Here is a 14,621-nt window from a genome sequence, read left to right as displayed (position 1 = left end):
CCATGAGCGCACCGACATTTCCCGAAGAGTTCAACCTCGCCGACTACTACCTGTTCGACCGGCTGCGCGAGGGGCTCGGCGACAAGGTCGCGCTGCTCTTCGGCGATCAGCGCCACACCTACGCCGACGTCGCCGAGCAGGTCCGCCGGCTCCGCGGGCACCTCGCGGTCGAGGACGTGGCGCGCGAGCAGCGGGTGCTCATCGTCCTGCACGACTCGCCCGCGTTCGTCTGGGCCTTCTTCGCGGCGCTCCACCACGGCGCCGTCGTGGCGATGGGCAACCCCGAGGCGCCGGCCGCCGACCTCGCGTACCTCGTCGAGTACACGCGGGCCGCGGCGGTCGTCACGATCCCGCGCGTCGCCGAGGCGATCCAGGGCGCGCTCGCGGCGGCGGACCCCCGGACGCTCGTCCTCGTGCCGGAGGTCCCGACCGGCGGCGACCTCGAGGCCGACCTCGCCGTCTCGCCGGCCCTCGGTCAGCTGCGGGGCATCTCGCTCCGCGACGCCCTCGCGCAGGGGCGCGCCGCCCTCGTGCCGCGGAGCGCGCCGGTCGTCCCCCGTCCCACGCGGCGCGACGACGTCGCCATCTGGCTGTTCACGTCCGGCTCGACCGGCAGGAGCAAGGCGGCGATCCACACGCACCGCGATTTCGCCTTCAACACCGAGCGCTACGCCAAGGCGACCGTGGGCTACCGCAGCGACGACGTCACCGTCTCGGTGCCGCGCCTCTTCTTCGGCTACGCCACGGGCACCAACCTGTTGTTCCCGTTCGCGGTCGGCGCGACCGCCGGCCTCTTCGTCGAGCGCCCGACGCCCGAGTCGCTCGCCCGGTACATCGAGCGCTACCGCCCCACCGTGGTCACGAACGTCCCGACGATGATGGGCAAGCTGCTCGACCACGACGACGCCCGCGCCGCGCGCGGCGAGCCGCGCCTCGACCTCTCCAGCGTCCGCTTCCACCTCTCCGCGGGCGAGGCGCTGCCGCCCGCGCTCCTCGAGCGCTTCCGCGCGCGGTTCCAGGCCGACGTCTACGACGGCATCGGCTCCGCGGAGATGTTCCACATCTACTGCACGAACCGCCCCGGCGACGTGCGCCCCGGGTCGCTCGGCCGCGCCGTGGAGGGGTACACGATCAAGATCCTCGCCTCGGACGCGGTCGGCCCGGGCGCGCCGGAGCTCCCGCCGGGCGAGACCGGCGTCATGTGGGTGAAGGGCGACTCGGTCGCGCTCGGCTACTTCCAGGATCGCGACAAGAGCTGGAGCACCTTCCACGGCCACTGGTGCCGCACCGGGGATCTCTTCCGCATGGACGCCGAGGGCTACCTCTGGTTCAGCGGCCGCGCCGACGAGCTGCTCAAGGTGGGCGGCGTCTGGGTCGCGCCGACCGAGGTGGAGGAGTGCCTGACCGAGCACCCCGCCGTCAGCCTCGCCGCCGTGATCGGCGCCGAGGAGGCGGGCCTCGTGAAGCCGAAGGCGTTCATCGTGGTCCGCGACGACGCGCGCGGCCGCGTCGCCACCGAGCGGGGGCGGGCCGAGCTCGCCGCGGAGCTCAAGGCGTTCGTGAAGGACCGGCTGAGCAAGCACAAGTACCCGCGGTGGGTCGTCTTCGTCGACGACGTCCCCAGGAACGACCGCGGCAAGGTCGATCGCAAGGCGCTCCGACAGCGCGAGGCCGCCGGCGAGAACCCGGCGGGCCTGTAGGCGTGCAGGCCGCGCCGCGCCTCGCCGAGCTCACGACGGCCGAGCTCGCCGCGCTCCTGTCGGGCGGCGCGCCGTGCGTCGCGCTCGTGCCGGTCGGGTCGGTGGAGCCGCACGGCCCGCACCTGCCGCTCGGGACGGACACGCTCATCGGCGAGGCCGCGGCCGAGCGTGCCGGCCTGCGGCTCTGGGAGCGGGGCGTCGCCGCGCTCCTCGCGCCGCCCGTCGGCTACGGCGTCACCGATTTCGCGGCGGGCTTCGCGGGCGCGATCTCGATCCCGGCGCCCGCGCTCACCGCCTTCCTGCGCGCGGTCGCGGAGGCCTACCTGTCGGCCGGCCTGGCCCACGTCTGCTTCATCAACAACCACCTTGAGCCGGAGCACGACCGCGCCGTGCGCGCCGCCGTGGGCGACTTGCCCCCGGGCCGCGGCTCGGTGGCCTGCCCGCTCGCGCGCCGCTGGGCGCGGACGCTCTCCGCCGAGTTCCGGAGCGGCGCCTGTCACGCCGGCCGTTACGAGACGTCGCTCGTCCTCGCCGCGGCCCCCGCGCTCGTCCGGAGGGACATCGCCCTGGCCCTGCCCGATCTCGACGTGAGCCTGTCGGAGGGCATCAAGGCAGGGGTGAAGCGGTTCAGCGACCTGGGTATGGACGCCGCCTACACCGGCGCTCCGCGCGAGGCCTCGGAGGACGAGGGCCGCGCGCTGCTCGATCTCCTCGCGGCGATGATCGTCACCGAGGTCGAAGAGGGCCTCTCCCGGGCCGCCGGCCCCGACTCCGCGCCTGGACAGGGCAGCAGGCCGTAACCTGCAAATTGGCGGCCTCAGCAGGTAAGTGGCCAGACAGGTACGCGGGTAGGCAGAGGCAACCAGCCCTGCTCCCTCACCCCCGCTCGCACGCAGCCATTCGGTAAAAATCCACCAGCGCACCACTCGCTCCGGCGAGCCCCGGCAGGCCCTGGACGAACCAGGCGCGCGCCGTGAGCGGCATCACCGAAATGAGCGGGCGGGGGCTCGACAAGCGCCAGCGATTGGCGCAATAATGTCTCTTTTTGTCTCAACACGACTCGTGCTCTCACAAGGTTTCTCATCACAAATCTCGATTCGCGATTGACGTATTCCTTTTAAAGACGTACAACGGTATCGTTTTCCTCGCGCGCTGATCGAAACCAAAACGATCCGACCGTTGGCCTGACATAGGTGATCACTCACGGCGCGCAGGCAGAGAATGAGTTTGGCGGGGGCGCTCTCTGGCGCTCCAGCGCGACGGCGTCACTGTTGGCCTCGCTGGCGGGCTCGCCCGGCGATGCGGATCGGAGAGCATCATGAGGAATCGCACGTTCGTGAGCGGGAATCGGCATCTTCTCCTGGCCTACCTCGCCGCGGCATCCGGCGCGGCGGCCGCCGGGTGCGTCGGCGGGCCGGGCGCGGGCGACGAGCTCGTCGACGAAGCGCAGCAGGCGGTGACGACCTGCGTGACGCTCCAGCGCGCCGGGACGACGGGCACGGTCAAGGATGTGACCATCCATGAGTCGTCTCGCAGCTATGCGGACAATGGTCCCAACATGAATGTTGGCATGACCTCCGCGACGACCCCGACGCGTATGTTCGGGCTGATGGCGTTCGACCTCTCGTCCATTCCCTCTGACGCCAGCATCAACTCGGCGAACCTCGCCGTGAACCTCGGCGGTGCGACGGCCGAGGTGGTCCGCGTACACCGGGTCACGCTGCCCTGGGAGGAGACCACCGCGAAGTGGAGCACGCACGCGGAGGCATGGGATCCTGGGGTCCTCGGGACCATCACGACGAGCGGGGGATTCGCCTACGGCTACCAGACGGTCAACATCACGGCGCTCGTGCAGAGCTGGGTGAACGGCACCGTCGCGAACAACGGCGTTCTCTTCGAGCAGACCGCGAATAGCACCGATATCCGGACCAGCGAGAACACGAACACCATCTGGGAGGAGCGGCGTCCGAAGCTCACGGTCTGTTATGACAGCGCGACGGGCTCCGGATCGAGCTCCACGGCCTCCAGCACGTCCGCTTCCAGCACCTCCGCTTCCAGCACGTCGGCCTCCAGCACGTCCGCTTCCAGCACCTCCGCTTCCAGCACCTCCGCTTCCAGCACCTCCGCTTCCAGCTCGGGCTCCGGCGGCGCCGGGGGTGCCGGCGGCGCGGGCGGCGCCGGGGGTGCCGGTGGCGCGGGCGGCGCCGGGGGTGCCGGCGGCGCGGGCGGTGCCGGAGGCGGGGGCGGGGGCGGTGTGCCCGGCCTGCCGATCAGCTGCAGCAGCAACACGCCGGGCGCCGGCGCGAACTGCGGCCTCGCGGGCAGCGACAACTGCTGCTCGACCCTGCCGGTCCCGGGTGGGACGTTCAACCGGCTCAACCACCCGAGCTACCCCGCGACGGTCAGCGACTTCTACCTCGACAAGTACATGGTCACGGTCGGGCGCTTCCGGCAGTACATCGAGCGGACCGGCGGCCCGACGCAGGCCAACCCGCCGCCCGCCGGCGCGGGCGCCCACCCGAAGATCCCGAACAGCGGCTGGGATCCGACGTGGAACTCGAAGCTCACGGCCAGCACGGACGCGCTCCGGACGGCGCTCATCTGCGAGCAGTGGGACTGGCCGTCGTGGAGCAACACCCCAGGAGCCGAGGAGAAGAAGCCGATCGTCTGCGCGACGTGGTACGAGCTGTTCGCGTTCTGCGCGTGGGACGGCGGACGGCTGCCGACGCAGGCGGAGATCAACTACGTGTCTGCGGGCGGCAACGAGCAGCGCATCTATCCCTGGGGCGGCACGAGCGTCGAGGACATCGAGATCGACGACGCCTCGTGGTGCTGCCAGGGCGACGGAAGCGTCGCGGGCGCCTGCAAGACGTCGTATCCCTCGCTCTACCCGTGCAGCGAGAGGGACCTCACCGAGGTCGGCAAATTCCCGAACGGCACCGGGCGCTGGGGCCACATGGACCTGGCCGGCAACGCGTACAAGGCCACCCGCGACGGCTCGGACATCTATCAGCTGCTGGTGCCCTGCAACGACTGCTCGCGGCTCGACAACAACTCTGCCACGCGCTTCATGCACGGTGGCAGCTTCCTGGCCGCCGGGTTCAAGCAAACGACGGATTATCAGGTCTCCTACCGGAACGACGATCGCCGCTACTACGTCACCGCGATGTGCGCGCGCGACCTGTGAGCTGACGTCCGCCGGGCGCGGGCCCGCCGCGCCGGTCTCCGCGCCTCCGCCGGCGGCCCTGCCGCCGACCGTCCCCGAGCTCCAGGCGAGCGCCTCGGCTGGCGAGGCGCCCGCTCCCGAGCCCGCGCTCTCCTGAATCCCTCGAACTTGGCCCTCCCCCGCGCCTCTTGATACGCGCGCTCCATGCGCGTGCGAGGCTTTCTCCTGCTGCCAGCGATGGCGCTCTCGACGCTCAGCGTGAGCTGCCCGCGCCCTGCCTCCGAGCCGACGGCGTCGCCTGCGCCCGCGCCTGCGCCCGCGTCCGCGGTCACCGCGCCGCTCGCCGGGGCGGCCCCCTCGGTCGCTGCCCCGGCGCCCCCGGCCGCCGCGGAGGACCCGGCGCCGGCCGGCGCGGGCATCACGGCGGTGCCGGGCGCTGACGCCGCGGCGCCGAGCGGCGACCCGCTCGCCTTGCCGACGCTGCCGCCGGAGCTCGTCGATGACGGCTCCGACAGGCTGCCTGACCTGGATCCGCCGCCGGTCACCTCGCCGACGGCGGCCGAGGAGGTCCACGAGCTCGCGAGCATCGCCCGGGAGACCTGGATCTTCGCCGAGCCGCGCTGGACCAGCCGGCGCATCGGATACTTGCGCGCCGGCGCCATCGTCGCGCGCCGGCCGGAGCCGTCCGGCAGGGAGTCGTGCGGCGGAGGCTGGTACCGCATCGAGCCGAACGGCTATGTCTGCATCGGCGCAAGCGCGACGCTGAACATCCACGATCTCGCGGTCGAGGCCTCGTCGCGCCGCCCGGTCCGCCGGTTCGCTCTGCCCGCTTTGCCGACCGTCCGCGGCGAGGCCGCGCCGGCCGCGCCGAGCGCCGGCGAGAGCGCGCCGGCCGCCATGCAGGCGGGCGAGGCCGCCCCGAATGCCGTGCAGCCGGGCGAGGCCGCCCCGAATGCCGTGCATGCGGTCGATACCGCGCCCGCCGCGCCGGAGGCGCTCGACGCTGCGGCCCTCCTCGGCGGGCTGCCCTACACGTACGTGATGTCGCGCTCCCCCACCCCGCCGCTGTACGCGCGCCTCCCGAGCGAGGACGAGCAGCGCAGCGCCGAGCCCGACCTCGGCGGGCACCTGCTCCGCGCCGCGGCCGCCGCGCGCGCGCCGGACTTCGTCGCCCCGCCGCCCCCCGACGCGACCCCTTCCGTCCTGCTCTACGGCCGTCCCGCGCCCGGCCTCGCCGGCGACCGCCGTTCGCCCGACGCGCTCGTCCTCGGCCGCGCCCGCACGCGCTCCGGCTTCGCGCTGCTCTCGACCTTCGATCACGACGGGCGCCGCTTCGGCCTGACCACCGACCTCACCGTCCTCCCGCTCGACCGCACCCGCGTCATCCGGCCGAGCGCCTTCTCCGGGCTCCTGCTCCCCGAGGGCGTCGCCCTGCCCGTCGCCTTCGCCCGGCGCCGCCACGCCGCGCGCCTCGTCCCGGGCGAGCGCGGCGGCCTCGCCCGCGCCCCGCTCCGCTTCCGCGAGGCGATCCCGCTGTCCGGCGCCTCCCGGCGCGTCGCCGGCGTCGACTACCTCGAGGCGCGGGACGGCTCGCTCGTCCGCGCCGACGACGTCGTGCGCATCGACCCGCTCCCGAGGACCCCGGCGTGGGCGGTGCGCGGGCGCAAGTGGATCGACGTCTCGATCAACCAGCAGAGCCTGGTCGCCTACGAGGGCGCTCGCCCGGTCTACGTGACCCTGGTCTCGACCGGAGCGGACGGCCTCGGCGACCCCGCGACGACGCGCTCGACCATCCAGGGGCTGTTCCGCATCCACACGAAGCACGTCACGGTCACGATGGATGGCGACGAGGAGGAAGAGGATCCCTTCGATTTCCGCGACGTGCCGTTCGTCCAGTACTTCACCGGGGGCTTCGCGTTCCACGCCGCCTACTGGCACGACGATTTCGGCACCGCGCGCAGCCACGGCTGCGTGAACCTCTCGCCGCTCGACGCCGCCTGGCTGTTCGAGTGGACGACCCCCGAGGTGCCGGCCGACTGGCACGGCGCGCTCTCGCTGCGGAAGGGCACGCTCGTCTCCATCCGCCCCTGATCCGGCGGGCGCGCCGGCGCTCTGCCCTTCCGTCTTCCGCGCCGTCCGAAGGCACGCTACACGCTGGCGTCATGGCCACGCAGGAGCCCGTCTCGCTCGATCAGCTCATGGCGATCGATCCGCTGCTCTCCGACGAGGAGCGCATGGTCCGCGACTCCGTCCGCCGCTTCGTGCGCGAGCGGTACCTCCCGCGCGCCGCGGACCTGTTCGCGCGGGAGGAGTTCGCGACCGACCTGATCCCCGAGATCGCCGCGCTCGGCCTGCTCGGGGGCTCGCTGACCGGCTATGGCTGCGCCGGCATGAACTCGGTCGCTTACGGGCTCGCGCTGCAGGAGCTGGAGTACGGCGACAGCGGCCTGCGCAGCTTCGTCAGCGTCCAGGGCTCGCTGGCGATGTATCCGATCTGGAAATACGGCTCCGAGGAGCAGAAGCAGCGCTGGCTGCCGAGGATGGCCTCGGCCGAGCTGATCGGCTGCTTCGGCCTGACGGAGCCCGACAGCGGCTCGGACCCGAGCTCGATGAAGACGCGCGCCCGGAAGGACGGGAGCTCGTATGTGCTCACGGGCACGAAGATGTGGATCACGAGCGCGCCGATCGCGGACCTCTGCGTGGTGTGGGCCAAGGTGGATGACGGAGGCCCCGAGTCGATCCGCGGCTTCGTGGTGGAGCGGGGGATGAAGGGGCTGGAGACGCCGCTCATCCACGGCAAGATGAGCCTGCGCGCGAGCCCGACCGGGGAGATCGTCCTGAACGAGGTGCGCGTCCCGGAGGAGAACCTGCTGCCGGGCGTGGTCGGCCTGAGGGGCCCGCTCGGCTGCCTGACGCAGGCGCGCTTCGGGATCGCGTGGGGCGCGCTCGGCGCCGCGCGCGCCTGCTACGAGACGGCCGTGTCGTACGCGCGCGAGCGCGTCCAGTTCGGCCAGCCGATCGCGTCGCGGCAGCTCATCCAGGCGGAGCTCGTGGAGATGGCGACGGAGATCGCGAAGGGGCAGATCATGGCGCTGCACTTCGCGCGGCTGAAGGACGCGGGCGGGATCAGCCCGGTGCAGGTGTCGCTGTGCAAGCGGAACAACGTGGGCTGGGCGCTCAAGATCGCGCGGACCGCGCGGAGCGTGCTCGGCGCGAACGGGATCCTGCTCGATTATCCGGTGGTCCGGCACATGCTCAACCTGGAGAGCGTGTACACGTACGAGGGCACCGACGAGGTGCATTGCCTGATCCTCGGCAACGCGATCACGGGGCACAACGCGTTCTGAGGGGGCCTTCGGGCGGTCCGAGAGGGCTGAGCCGACGAGGCGCCGAGGACGCCGGGGGAAGAATAAGGAGAAGAAGGGCGCTGAAGAGCGCTTCTCGCATCTTCTTCTCTCCTTCTCTCCCTTTCGTCGCGGCGGTCACCCCATGTCTCTTTCAAACTCCGCCGAGCGCCGCGCCGGCGCGTGGATCGCGCGTGCGAGCGCGAGGAACGCGCCGAGCGCCGCGGACACGAGCGCGTCGCGCCGGCGGATGAACACGGTCGCCGTACGCCCCTTGTTCGCCGGAAGGGGGTGAATCGAGAGATCGGCGCCGAGCGCGCTGCGCGCGACCACCGCGCGCGGGAGCATCGTGATCCCGATACCGGCCGCCACGCAGCCGAGGATTCCGTCCAGCGTCCCGAACTCGAGCAGGCGCGTCGCCACGAGCCCCTTTCCCGCGAGGAGCGCCTCGAGCCGCTGGCGGTACGAGCACCCCGCCCGGAACACGACGATCCTCGCCCCCCCTTCGCGCGGCACCCACGTGGGCCACGCGGCGGGCGCCACGACGACGAGCTCCTCCTCGATCAGCTTCTCCTCGACGAGCTCCTCGTGGCGTACGGGGCCGACGACGAGCGCCCCTTCCAGCCGGCGCCCCAGCACGTCCGCGGTCAGGCTGGCCGTCGTGCCCGTGCGCAGCGCGATGTCGACCCGCGGATGCGCGCGGTGGTACGCGGAGAGGACGGGCGCGAGGCGCAGCGCCGCCGTCGTCTCCAGCGCGCCGATCGCGAGCGTCCCCACGGGCTCGTCGCCGCGCCGGACCATCTCCTCCGCCTCGGTGAGCAGCCGCCCGACCTGCAGCGCATACGGCAGGAGCTGCTTCCCCGCGCCCGTCAGCATCACGCCGCGCCGGTGCCGCTCGAAGAGCCGGACGCCGAGCTCCTCCTCGAGGTGACGCACCCGCGCCGTCACGTTGGACTGCACGGTGCGCAGCTCGAGCGCGGCCTTGCCGATGCCGCCCGTGCGGGCGACCGCCTCGAAGACGCGCAGATCGGAGGAGTTCATGGCATCGCCTCTGGCATCACCATGAACGATGGCTCGCATCAAATCAAATCACTGCAAGCGATACATGGAAGGCGCTACCCCTGTGCCAGTCAACCCACGGGAGCGTAGTCATGAGCAAACTTGCGAGCCTCCTCGGCATACGTCATCCGATCGTGCAGGCGCCGATGGCGGGCGGGATCACGACCCCCGAGCTCGTCGCCGAAGTGTCGTGCGCCGGCGCGCTCGGCTCCGTCGGCGCGGCGTACATGACGCCGCAGGCGATCGAGGCGATCTGCGCCGATATCCGGGCGCGGACCTCCGCGCCCTTCGCGGTGAACCTGTTCGCGCCCCAGGCCCCGAAGCCGTCATCGCCCGAGGTCGTCGCCGAGACGGCGCCGGTGCTCGACGCGCTCCGCGCGGAGCTCGGGCTGCCGAGCGAGACGGCGCCGCCCCACGTCCAGGGGCGCTTCGAGGCGCAGCTCGACGCGGTGCTCCGGTGCCGCCCGGCGGTGTTCAGCTTCACCTTCGGCCTGCTCGCGCCGGAGCACCTGCGCGCGCTCCGCGCGGCGTCCATCGTCGTCATCGGGACGGCGACCACGGTCGATGAGGCCGTGCTGCTCGAGGAGGCGGGGGTCGACGCGATCTCGGCGCAGGGGGCCGAGGCGGGGGCGCATCGCGGCACCTTCCACGGCTCGTTCGAGGACGGCCTGGTCGGCACGATGGCGCTCGTGCCGCAGGTGGCGGCGCACGTCCGCGTCCCGGTGCTCGCCGCGGGCGGCATCATGGACGGGCGCGGCATCGCGGCGGCGCGCGCCCTCGGCGCCGCGGGGGCGCAGCTCGGGACCGCGTTCCTCGGCTGTCCCGAGGCGGGGATCTCGCCCGCCTACCGCGCCGCGCTCCGCTCGGACGCCGCGCTGCGCACGGTGGTCACGCGCGCCTTCACCGGGCGGCCGGGGCGCGCGATCCGGAACCGCTTCACCGAGGCGCTCGAGGGCCGGCGAACGCCGCCCTTCCCGGAGCAGCACCGGAGGACGCTCGACCTCCGCGCGGCGGCCGCCAAGCAGGGGCGCGCGGATCTGATGCTGCTGTGGGCGGGCCAGGGGGCGCCGCTCGTGCGCCCGATGCCGGCGCGGGAGCTCGTCGAGACGCTGATGCGGGAGATGTGGGAGAGCTGGCCGGGCGCGGCCTGTTGACCTGTCGCCGCCCCTACCCCGCCTTCCCCGCCGCCTTCCTTCGCAGCCCCACCAGGAAGATCTCCACGCTGTTCGCCCGCGTCCCCTCGGGCCGGATGCTCCGGACCTCCTCGCACAGGTTCCGCAGCGCGTCGCGGGCCTTCACGAAATCCTCGCTCATGAAGATCTTCCCGACGAACGCGCCGCCCGGCGCGAGCAGCGCCTCGGCCACGGCCACGGCGCGCATGAACAGCTCAAAGCTCCGCGCCTGGTCGGCGATCTTGCTGCCGCTCGTCGCGGGCGCCATGTCCGACAGCACCACGTCGTACGGCGCGAACTGCGCGAGCGCCTCGTTCGTCAGCGACAGCGCGTCCCCCTGCACCACCGTCGCCTGCGGGCCGAACGCCGCCGTGATCGGCGACAGATCCACCGCGAGCAGCTTCCCCGCCGCGCCGATCCGCTGCGCCGCGTACATCGACCACGAGCCGGGCGCCGCGCCCAGGTCGAGCACACGCTGGCCAGGGCGGAGCAGCCGCACCCGGCGATCGATCTCCTCGAGCTTGAAGACGCTGCGCGCAGGGTAGCCCTGCGCCTTCGCCGCCTTCGTGAAGGCGTCCGGGCGCTTGTACGGGTTCTTGGGCTTCTGCGGCACGGTGCGACCGGAGGGCGCCGCCGGCGGGGCGCGCGCGCTTCCTCAGAGGCGCGCGTTCTCCACCAGCGGCGCGTGGATCAGCCGATCAGCCGCCCTTCTTCTTGGTCGGCTGCTGCGCCGGCACGGGGAGCCCCTTGCCGCCGCGCTTCTTCACGGCGCCACGGATCGTGACCACCTGGTTCTTCGGGCCGGGGACCGGGCCCTCGATGAGGATGAGGTTGTCCTCGGGGAGGAGCTTCGCGATCTTCAGGTTGAGCGCGCTCACCGTCTCGTCGCCGTAGTGGCCGGGCATCTTCAGGCCGGGCAGCGTGCGGCCGGGGGTCATGTTCGTACCGATCGAGCCGCCGTGGCGGAAGTACTCGTGGGTGCCGTGCGAGCTCACCGCGCCGGCGAAGCTCCACCGACGGATGACGCCGCTGAAGCCGCGGCCGCGCGAGCGGCCCTGCGCGTCCACGCGCTGGCCGACCTCGAAGATCTCGTCGACCTTGAGCGCCTGCCCGAGCTCGAACTTCGCCGCGTGCTCGGGGGAGCAGCGCAGCTCGCGCACGACGCGCTTCGGCGTCTGCCCCGCCTTCTTGAACGCGCCCGCGAGCGGCTTCGTCGTGTGCTTCTCCGCCCGCTCGCCGAGGCCGAGGACGAGCGCGCTGTAGCCGTCCTTCTCGAGCGTGCGCTTGCCGACGACGACGCAGCCCGCCTGCACGACCGTGCAGCGTAGGACCTCGCCCGTCTCGCTGAAGATCTGCGTCATGCCGATCTTCTTGCCGATGATGCCGGGATGCTGATTCATGATGCGGTTGCCTCTTCGCTCCGTCTGGGGTGGCTCGGACTGCCTCCGCGCGCGCGGCACGCCGCGGGCGCGATCCCCTCGGCACGCCTCGGTCACGAGCCGGTTCGGAGCGAAGAACCGGGGCGGTCGCCCGCCGGGTGCGTTGGGGGGCGCAGAGCTTACTCACGGCAAGCCCAAAAGGAAGCGAAAGTTTCCGCTTCAGACGTGGTCCGTCTCACTTTTTCACTTTTTGAGCCGCCGCGCGCGCGGCAGCCGCCCATGAGCGCGGCGCGCCGTCCCTGAGGGTGCCGCCGCGCGGTGAGCGCGGGGCGAGGCGCGGTGAGCGCAGGGCGAGGCGCGGTGAGCGCAGGGCGAGGCGCGCGCCGCCGCAGCCGAGGCCGCCCGGACATTGTCTGTCTCCTCTGACATTTCCTGGCTCTCCACGGCGTCGCGGCTCCGAGGCGCAGGCCTCAAATTCTGATGTCGGAGGTCATGGATGACAGACATCATCGCTCACGGGGAGCCGCGCGACGTCGAGCGCCTCATGCATCGCTACTGGTTCCTGCTGAGGCGCGAGGCTCCCGGCGCCGGCGAGGGCGGCGCGGGGGTGGCCGGCACGCAGGTGGTCCGTGACGGCGCGTTCGTCGTGGTGAGCATCGAGGCGACGGCGCTCGGGTGGCCCGAGGGGACGCTGCTCTTCAGGTTCAGGTCGGAGTCGGCGCCCTGCGCCGCGTGCGTCGAGCGCGCGGCCGCGTTCGCGCGCCACCGGACGAACGGCATGCTCGCCGCGAGCGACGTGCGCGAGATGCTGCGCTTCGCCGTGGCCCGCTGCGCCGCCGCGGGCGCCGACCTGGCGCACGCCGCCGCGCCGGCGGCGCGCGACGCCGGCTCCCCCGCCGAGCCGGGCCGCGCCGAGGCGCCCGCCTCGGGGACGCGCCGCGCGGCGCGGGACGCCGGCGGCGCGCGGCGCTACGACGCCGAGCTCTGGCTCATCCTCTGACCGGTCCGCGCGGCGCCGCGCCCCGACGAGGGCGCGGCCGCGTCACGAGCCGACCACGTTGATGGTCGCCTTGACCATCGCCATCCAGCACTGAAGCACCATCTTCCCTTCCTTCTCCGGGGTGATGGCCACCTCGACCGGCGTGTTGAGCGGCAGGTCCTTCTCGACCTTGAGATCGGGAATCGCGATCGCCTTCAGACACTCGCTCTTCGTCGTCCGCGTGAAGCGCAGCACCACCGGCTCTCCCTTCTTGAGCTCGATCGTCGACGGGGAGAAGCCGCTGTCGTTGACGGCGATGTCGATGCGCTTCACGCCCGCCGGCGCGGCGAGCTCGGCGGCCGCCACCGCCTTCGTCTCCTCGACGGGCTTGCTGCAAGCAGCGCCGGCGAGCGGCGACGACAGGAGGAGGGCGAGCGCGGCGGCGAAGAGCGGGCGACGCATGGTCCGCGCGTTCTTACCCGGCGCCCAGGGAACGTCAAGCCGCGCTCCCCCCGGGCGTCCGCCCCGGGCGCGCACGCGGCCGCGGAGCGGCGGAACGCAGGACGGCGGAACGTAGATCGCATCGCGCGCCGGCGCGCGCCGCGAGGGCGGCCGTCAGAAGTGGCGGCCCGAGAGGATCTGCAGAATGGACGAGAAGAGGTTGATGAAGTTGAGGTAGAGGTCGAGCGCGCCGCCCACGGGATCCTGCTCGTCCGAGTGGAGCAGGCGCGAGGTGTTGTAGAGGACGTATCCCCCGAACACGAGCACCGAGACGCTGGCGATCGCGAGCCCGAGGAGCGTGCTCCCGAGCAGGGCGTTGAGGAGCATGGCGCCGAGGACGACCATGGCGCCCATCACGAGCCCGCTGGCCAGGAACGACAGGTCCTCCTTCGAGAGGAGGACACCGAGCGTGAGGCTGCCGAACGTGAGGACCGTCAGGATGAACGTGTCCCGCACCGGGGCCGACGACAGGGTGCCGCCGAGGCCCGCGGCCACCTGGGCCATGTAGAGCGCAGGCGCCGTGGTGACCCCGAGGATCGCCGCCATCCCGAAGAGCGCGAGGACGTTGACGCCGGGGACGCGGCGCACCGCGCGGGCGCCGAACATCACGGCGAACACGATGAGCATCGAGAGGATCGGGTGGCTCGCGAAGAGCTCCACCAGCGGCGGCATCGGGCCCCCCGCGGCCGCCTCCTCCGCGTCCGGCGCCCCGATGTAGAGCGCGCACATGGCGCCCACGGACGACACGACAAGGCTCGCCGTGAAGAGCCCATAGACCTTCTTCAGAAAGTCGATCCGCAGCGCCGCCTTCGCGTTGGGCGGTGCCCCCGCCACGTACGAACCCGCCTGGCGTGAACTCATCTGCTGCGCTCCTCCTTCAAGCCGATCGAAGCGGCTGCGCGAGCGTCTAGTCGTGCACCATTCGCCAAGGACGTGCAACACCGCTGCGACGAGGCCCACCAACGCCCGGCAATCCGCGCGCGATCTACGCGCACGGTACGCCCACGGTACGCCCACGGTACGCCCACAAACATCCGCCATCCGCGAAAAATCACATGCCCACGGCATCGCCCGCGCGCCGTCGCCACGCGCCACGCGCCACTCACCTGGGCGGGCGCCGGCGGCGCCGCGCCGGCCCGAGGCGGCCCACGTCCCCACGTCCGAGGCGCGCCCTGGCCGGTGCGCTCGTCCTGATCGCGAGGCGAGCCGCCGTCGCGCAGCGAGCCTCCGTGACCGCTCCGTTTCATCCCGCGAAGGCGGCGGTTTCATGCCGCGAGGCCGGCGTGGGCCGCGCGAGCCGGCAGGTTGTCGCGCGCGGCAC

At 72.5% G+C, this 14,621-nt stretch carries 12 protein-coding genes; 7 read left to right on the top strand and 5 right to left on the bottom strand.

Translation table 11 applies throughout. The annotated features are described in order from the left end of the window. Window positions 1-2 precede the first annotated feature (2 nt). From WMF33_RS11980 to WMF33_RS11960, 5 genes are all read left to right on the top strand, one after another. Complete coding sequence (locus tag WMF33_RS11980; RefSeq protein ID WP_437337252.1) at window positions 3-1,700, top strand: benzoate-CoA ligase family protein; 1,698 nt, start codon at window positions 3-5, stop codon at window positions 1,698-1,700. Window positions 1,701-1,702: 2 nt separating this feature from the next. Beyond that, window positions 1,703-2,500 (top strand): creatininase family protein, encoded by a 798-nt coding sequence (locus WMF33_RS11975; protein WP_437337251.1) that lies wholly within the window; start codon window positions 1,703-1,705, stop codon window positions 2,498-2,500. A gap of 518 nt (window positions 2,501-3,018) precedes the next feature. Further along, a complete protein-coding gene (locus WMF33_RS11970) occupies window positions 3,019-4,887 on the top strand; it encodes an SUMF1/EgtB/PvdO family nonheme iron enzyme (protein ID WP_437337250.1) in 1,869 nt (622 codons plus the stop codon). Between the two features lie 216 nt (window positions 4,888-5,103). Beyond that, window positions 5,104-6,957: a L,D-transpeptidase family protein gene (locus WMF33_RS11965; RefSeq protein ID WP_437337249.1), complete on the top strand. Its 1,854-nt coding sequence runs from the start codon at window positions 5,104-5,106 to the stop codon at window positions 6,955-6,957. Between the two features lie 71 nt (window positions 6,958-7,028). Then, window positions 7,029-8,213: an acyl-CoA dehydrogenase family protein gene (locus WMF33_RS11960; protein ID WP_437337248.1), complete on the top strand. Its 1,185-nt coding sequence runs from the start codon at window positions 7,029-7,031 to the stop codon at window positions 8,211-8,213. Window positions 8,214-8,348: 135 nt separating this feature from the next. On the opposite strand, the gene WMF33_RS11955 is transcribed toward WMF33_RS11960, so the two are convergent. Next, window positions 8,349-9,251 carry a LysR substrate-binding domain-containing protein gene (locus WMF33_RS11955; protein ID WP_437337247.1) on the bottom strand — a complete coding sequence of 301 codons (903 nt, stop codon included), beginning with the start codon at window positions 9,249-9,251 and terminating at the stop codon, window positions 8,349-8,351. 110 nt (window positions 9,252-9,361) lie between these two features. Here WMF33_RS11955 and WMF33_RS11950 point away from each other — a divergent pair, with 110 nt between their 5' ends. Continuing rightward, window positions 9,362-10,423, top strand: coding sequence for an NAD(P)H-dependent flavin oxidoreductase (locus WMF33_RS11950; RefSeq protein WP_437337246.1), 1,062 nt, complete (start codon window positions 9,362-9,364; stop codon window positions 10,421-10,423). 13 nt (window positions 10,424-10,436) lie between these two features. Here WMF33_RS11950 and WMF33_RS11945 read toward each other — a convergent pair whose 3' ends face one another. After that, window positions 10,437-11,054 (bottom strand): SAM-dependent methyltransferase, encoded by a 618-nt coding sequence (locus WMF33_RS11945; RefSeq protein WP_061622920.1) that lies wholly within the window; start codon window positions 11,052-11,054, stop codon window positions 10,437-10,439. 85 nt (window positions 11,055-11,139) lie between these two features. Next, the gene (rplC, locus tag WMF33_RS11940; RefSeq protein ID WP_061622921.1) at window positions 11,140-11,841 is read right to left on the bottom strand and encodes a 50S ribosomal protein L3; all 702 of its coding nucleotides are present in this window, start codon (window positions 11,839-11,841) and stop codon (window positions 11,140-11,142) included. 475 nt (window positions 11,842-12,316) lie between these two features. Here rplC and WMF33_RS11935 point away from each other — a divergent pair, with 475 nt between their 5' ends. Then, complete coding sequence (locus tag WMF33_RS11935; protein WP_437337245.1) at window positions 12,317-12,820, top strand: hypothetical protein; 504 nt, start codon at window positions 12,317-12,319, stop codon at window positions 12,818-12,820. 42 nt (window positions 12,821-12,862) lie between these two features. On the opposite strand, the gene WMF33_RS11930 is transcribed toward WMF33_RS11935, so the two are convergent. Next, window positions 12,863-13,261: a cupredoxin domain-containing protein gene (locus WMF33_RS11930; protein ID WP_061621763.1), complete on the bottom strand. Its 399-nt coding sequence runs from the start codon at window positions 13,259-13,261 to the stop codon at window positions 12,863-12,865. Between the two features lie 153 nt (window positions 13,262-13,414). Further along, complete coding sequence (locus WMF33_RS11925) at window positions 13,415-14,161, bottom strand: Bax inhibitor-1/YccA family protein (RefSeq protein ID WP_437337244.1); 747 nt, start codon at window positions 14,159-14,161, stop codon at window positions 13,415-13,417. Window positions 14,162-14,621 lie beyond the last annotated feature (460 nt).

The organism is Sorangium sp. So ce394, assembly GCF_051474665.1.
Classification (GTDB): Bacteria; Myxococcota_A; Polyangia; order Polyangiales; family Polyangiaceae; genus Sorangium; species Sorangium cellulosum_D.
The sequence above is the reverse complement of the archived record's forward strand: the minus strand, read 5'-3'. Positions and strand labels throughout refer to the sequence as shown.

Bases quoted from the DNA above. Each gene is read 5' to 3' on its own strand.
- WMF33_RS11980 (WP_437337252.1), top strand. From the start codon at position 3: ATGAGCGCACCGACATTTCCCGAAGAGTTCAACCTCGCCGACTACTAC.
- WMF33_RS11925 (WP_437337244.1), bottom strand. From the start codon at position 14,161: ATGAGTTCACGCCAGGCGGGTTCGTACGTGGCGGGGGCACCGCCCAAC.
- WMF33_RS11960 (WP_437337248.1), top strand. From the start codon at position 7,029: ATGGCCACGCAGGAGCCCGTCTCGCTCGATCAGCTCATGGCGATCGAT.
- rplC (WP_061622921.1), bottom strand. From the start codon at position 11,841: ATGAATCAGCATCCCGGCATCATCGGCAAGAAGATCGGCATGACGCAG.
- WMF33_RS11930 (WP_061621763.1), bottom strand. From the start codon at position 13,261: ATGCGTCGCCCGCTCTTCGCCGCCGCGCTCGCCCTCCTCCTGTCGTCG.
- WMF33_RS11935 (WP_437337245.1), top strand. From the start codon at position 12,317: ATGACAGACATCATCGCTCACGGGGAGCCGCGCGACGTCGAGCGCCTC.
- WMF33_RS11965 (WP_437337249.1), top strand. From the start codon at position 5,104: ATGGCGCTCTCGACGCTCAGCGTGAGCTGCCCGCGCCCTGCCTCCGAG.
- WMF33_RS11970 (WP_437337250.1), top strand. From the start codon at position 3,019: ATGAGGAATCGCACGTTCGTGAGCGGGAATCGGCATCTTCTCCTGGCC.
- WMF33_RS11955 (WP_437337247.1), bottom strand. From the start codon at position 9,251: ATGAACTCCTCCGATCTGCGCGTCTTCGAGGCGGTCGCCCGCACGGGC.
- WMF33_RS11950 (WP_437337246.1), top strand. From the start codon at position 9,362: ATGAGCAAACTTGCGAGCCTCCTCGGCATACGTCATCCGATCGTGCAG.